General features: G+C 60.2%; 5 protein-coding genes and 1 pseudogene. 2 read left to right on the top strand and 4 right to left on the bottom strand.

Going from position 1 to position 3,440, the window contains the following annotated elements; genetic code table 11:
* On the bottom strand, positions 1-182 hold a 182-nt coding region (locus LXM94_RS25685; RefSeq protein WP_235774707.1), incomplete at its 3' end, for an SMC-Scp complex subunit ScpB.
* A 423-nt stretch (positions 183-605) separates the two neighbouring features.
* Positions 606-833, bottom strand: a complete 228-nt coding sequence (locus tag LXM94_RS26245; RefSeq protein ID WP_329605652.1) for a hypothetical protein — start codon at positions 831-833, stop codon at positions 606-608.
* Between the two features lie 125 nt (positions 834-958).
* Here LXM94_RS26245 and tnpB point away from each other — a divergent pair, with 125 nt between their 5' ends.
* The gene (gene tnpB, locus LXM94_RS26355; protein WP_408015705.1) at positions 959-1,234 is read left to right on the top strand and encodes an IS66 family insertion sequence element accessory protein TnpB; all 276 of its coding nucleotides are present in this window, start codon (positions 959-961) and stop codon (positions 1,232-1,234) included.
* A 25-nt stretch (positions 1,235-1,259) separates the two neighbouring features.
* On the opposite strand, the pseudogene LXM94_RS25680 reads toward tnpB, so the two are convergent.
* Positions 1,260-1,469, bottom strand: a pseudogene (locus tag LXM94_RS25680) (integrase core domain-containing protein); the annotation flags it as partial.
* Positions 1,470-1,524: 55 nt separating this feature from the next.
* Between LXM94_RS25680 and LXM94_RS25675 the strand changes: the two are divergent.
* On the top strand, positions 1,525-2,229 hold the full coding sequence (locus LXM94_RS25675; protein ID WP_235774705.1) for an IS6 family transposase: 705 nt from the start codon (positions 1,525-1,527) through the stop codon (positions 2,227-2,229).
* A 92-nt stretch (positions 2,230-2,321) separates the two neighbouring features.
* Here LXM94_RS25675 and LXM94_RS25670 read toward each other — a convergent pair.
* Positions 2,322-3,440, bottom strand: a 1,119-nt coding sequence (locus tag LXM94_RS25670; RefSeq protein ID WP_235774703.1) for a calcium-binding protein, incomplete at its 5' end; no start/stop codon positions are given.

Here is a 3,440-nt window from a genome sequence, read left to right as displayed (position 1 = left end):
ACCCGGGTGCGATGCTGCCAGCCGCCGGCGACCGGCACCAGTTCATAGGGCCGGTCGCGCAGTTCCTCCCGGAGATCGTCGATCAGCAGGTCGATGCTGCAGTCGCGGCCGACGACCCGCGCCAGCGTCTCGCGGGTGACCGGCTCGGCCGAGGCAAAAATCACCGCTTCCACCCGCAGCATCCATTCGCGCCAGCGCAGCTCCGGCGGCAGATCCGCGAGTTCACGGTCATACAAGGGGTCGGAACAAGAGCTGTTCAAAATCGTACGCTAAGAGCGAACATAAAGTGAATATCCATTGGGTGTCGGCGGATTGACTCGTTGTAGAGCGCCAAGTTTTTTTGCCCTTCGGCGGCCAAATCCCCTTGGGTAAAGATCACTGTCTTTTCCCAACGATTTCAGTTGCGTGTTTGCGAAACCGTATCGCGGATTTCCAGTCTTTGCGGCAACTTGCGTCATGTCGGTTTTGTGCCTGGCCCGAAGCGGATAAAGCAGCTATCTCACGAAACTGATAGCATAGGTGGAAGGATCGCATCTGCTACGAGCCGCTGTAGCTTCCAAAGGTTCCGGTCTCGAATACCTTCGGCTTCCAGATGCGAAACAGTGTTATAGAGATACTGGGCGCACGAGCCGTGCAGGGCCACAGGCCTTTGCGATGATCGTTGCCACTTCAGTGAGCGGTATTCGCTTGGTGAGCTGGTTTCGCGGTGTGCTCGCCCAGAAAGTCAACGCCTTTCGCTCGCCGTTTTCGGTTCTGACGCGGACCCACCGAACCATATTGACGACTTCGCGATACCGGATTTCTCTTGCCAGCACGGTTCGCAAATCCTCCATGCGGGATGAGGCAGCAATGCGGAATACCACGCCGTCGCATCTACCGCCGACACCCAATGGATATTCACTTTATGTTCGCTCTTAGCGTGCGATTTTGAACGGCTCTTGTTCCGACCCCCATATACGTGGATGGCAGTGGTATCGTGCTCGCCTACAAGCGGCTGGAAGAGCACACGTTCACTTGGCCAGGCATCAAGGATGGATTGATGACGCTCACCCACGCCCAGTCGAAGCCCTCTTCGCAGGCCTCGATTGGCGGCGGGTTCATGCCATCCAGACGAGCACCCCGGAGGCCATCGAATAGCTGCGGTACGATGACTCAGCACGACAAATTTCAAAGGCAAATCGGCTCCGGAGTTGGTAGTTTCGCCCATGCTGGACGCCACCGATCTTCCCGATGATGTTGCTGTGACCTGCCACTGAGTTTCATCCGGCGGCGATTAGAGCCTCGGTGGTTTTGGATACGCCAAATGGCGCGGTTTGACCAACCGGCGGAAACGTGCAGCTTTCATCTTGCGCAGCGTTGGAGCTGGTTGCGGCGATGATTCCGGCATAGTCAGTCGGGGTCTGATATCCGAGCGACGAGTGCGGTCGGAAATTGTTGTAATCGTCGGCCCATTCGGCGATGGCGCTGCGGGGGCGATGTCACGGTAACGCCTTGTGATGAGCGGCTGCAGTAGATTGTACGTTCATGAATACCTCGCCAGTCAGCTACAAGCGCCATCGCTTCCCACCCCAGATCATCGCCCATGCGGTCTGGCTCTACTTTCGGTGTCCGTTGAGCCTGCGCCTTGTCGAGAAATTGCTGCTGGAGCGCGGCATTGCCGTCTCCTATGAAACGATTCGCCGTTGGGGAAGGAAGTTCGCCCCGGATTATGCGCGTCGCCTTCGCCGCAAGAATCCGAGCGGGAACGATGTGTGGCATCTGGACGAGGTCGTCATCACCATTGCCGGCAGAAAGCACTGGCTATGGCGGGCCGTCGATCACCACGGGTATGTGCTTGACGAAATCGTCCAGAACCGCCGCAACACCAAGGCTGCCAAGCGATTGCTGACCCGTCTTCTGAAGAAGCAGGGTATCGCACCGAAGCGGATGATCACTGACAAGTTGCGCTCCTATGGAGCAGCCCGGCGGCAGGTTATGCCGTACGTCGAACACCGATCCCACAAGGGTCTGAACAACCGGGCCGAGAATTCTCATGTGCCGCTGCGAAAACGGGAGCGGATGATGCAAGGCTTCCGATCTACGGGAGGTCTTCAGCGCTTCGTCTCCGTTTTCTCCGCTGTCCGTAACCTCTTCGTCCCACTCCGCTCACAACGCTCCGCATTCCAAAGCCGGGCTCACCGCATCCTGGCGATCGCAGAATGGAAAGCTGCGGCCGGAGCCATGGCCTGAGAACAATCCCCAAGGCAGAACGTCTCTGCATTCGAATTCAGGTTAAGGTGACATCGCCGCTCCCCTCCGGCCTGTCACGTTTCGATGCCTGTTCAGAGTAAGAAGTCGCCTTTGTCCAGGGTGATCAACTTGTCGATGTGCAGCGAAAAGTCCGCCCTGCCATCGCCGTTGGTGTCGCCGTAGACAAAGGTGTCCGAACCGCTCTTGGAATAACGCAGCTCGCCCGCCTTGTCACTGAAGCCATCCGTGCCGATGAAGCTGAAAGACTGGTTGCCCGACTTACTGGTGCTGGCGTCGATCGCCTTGAGGTCGATGATGTCGCCGGAACCGAAGTCGAAGATCGTGTCGCGGGCGGACAAGGTGGAGTCCGACACCGCCTTGAACACGAACACGTCCTTGCCGCTGCCGCCGTAGAGGTCGTCGGCCCCCTTGCCGCCATAAAGCCTATCCGCGCCGGAGCCGCCGGTCAGGACATTGGCGCCGCTGCTGCCGGTCAGCTTGTCGGCATGGCTCGTGCCCGTCAGGTTCTCGATCGACACATAGCTGTCGCCCTTGGCCTCGCCGGTGTTGATCGAGGCCTTCGCCAGGCTGGCGGTGACGCCCTTCGAGGCGCCGGCATAAGAGGCGGTGTCCTTGCCCGAGCCGCCGTCGAGCCGGTCGGCGCCGGCGCCGCCATCAAGAACGTTGTTGCCGGAGTTACCGGTCAGCGTGTTGACGAGGCTGTTGCCCGTGCCGCTGATCGCCGCCGAACCCGTCAGCGTGAGCTTCTCGACATTGCCGCCCAGCCTGTACGAAACGCTGGACTTGACCGTGTCCGTGCCGGCGTTGGGCGACTCGACCACCTTGTCGCCGGCATTGTCGACGACATAGGTGTCGTTGCCGGTCCCGCCCGCCATGGTGTCGGCGCCCGCGCCGCCATCAAGAACGTTGTTGCCGGAGTTACCGGTCAGCGTGTTGACGAGGCTGTTGCCCGTGCCGCTGATCGCCGCCGAACCCGTCAGCGTGAGGTTCTCGACATTGCCGCCCAGCCTGTACGAAATGCTGGACTTGACCGTGTCCGTGCCGGCATTCGCCGATTCGACCACCTTGTCGCCCGCATTGTCGACGACATAGGTGTCGTTGCCGGTCCCGCTGGCCATGGTGTCGGCGCCGGCACCGCCGTCCAGGACGTCGTTGCCGCGGCCGCCGTTCATCGTATCGTTGCCGCCGCG

The organism is Rhizobium alarense (assembly GCF_021555155.1).
Lineage (GTDB): Bacteria > Pseudomonadota > Alphaproteobacteria > Rhizobiales > Rhizobiaceae > Rhizobium_D > Rhizobium_D alarense.
This window is presented reverse-complemented; position numbering and strand designations above follow the sequence as displayed.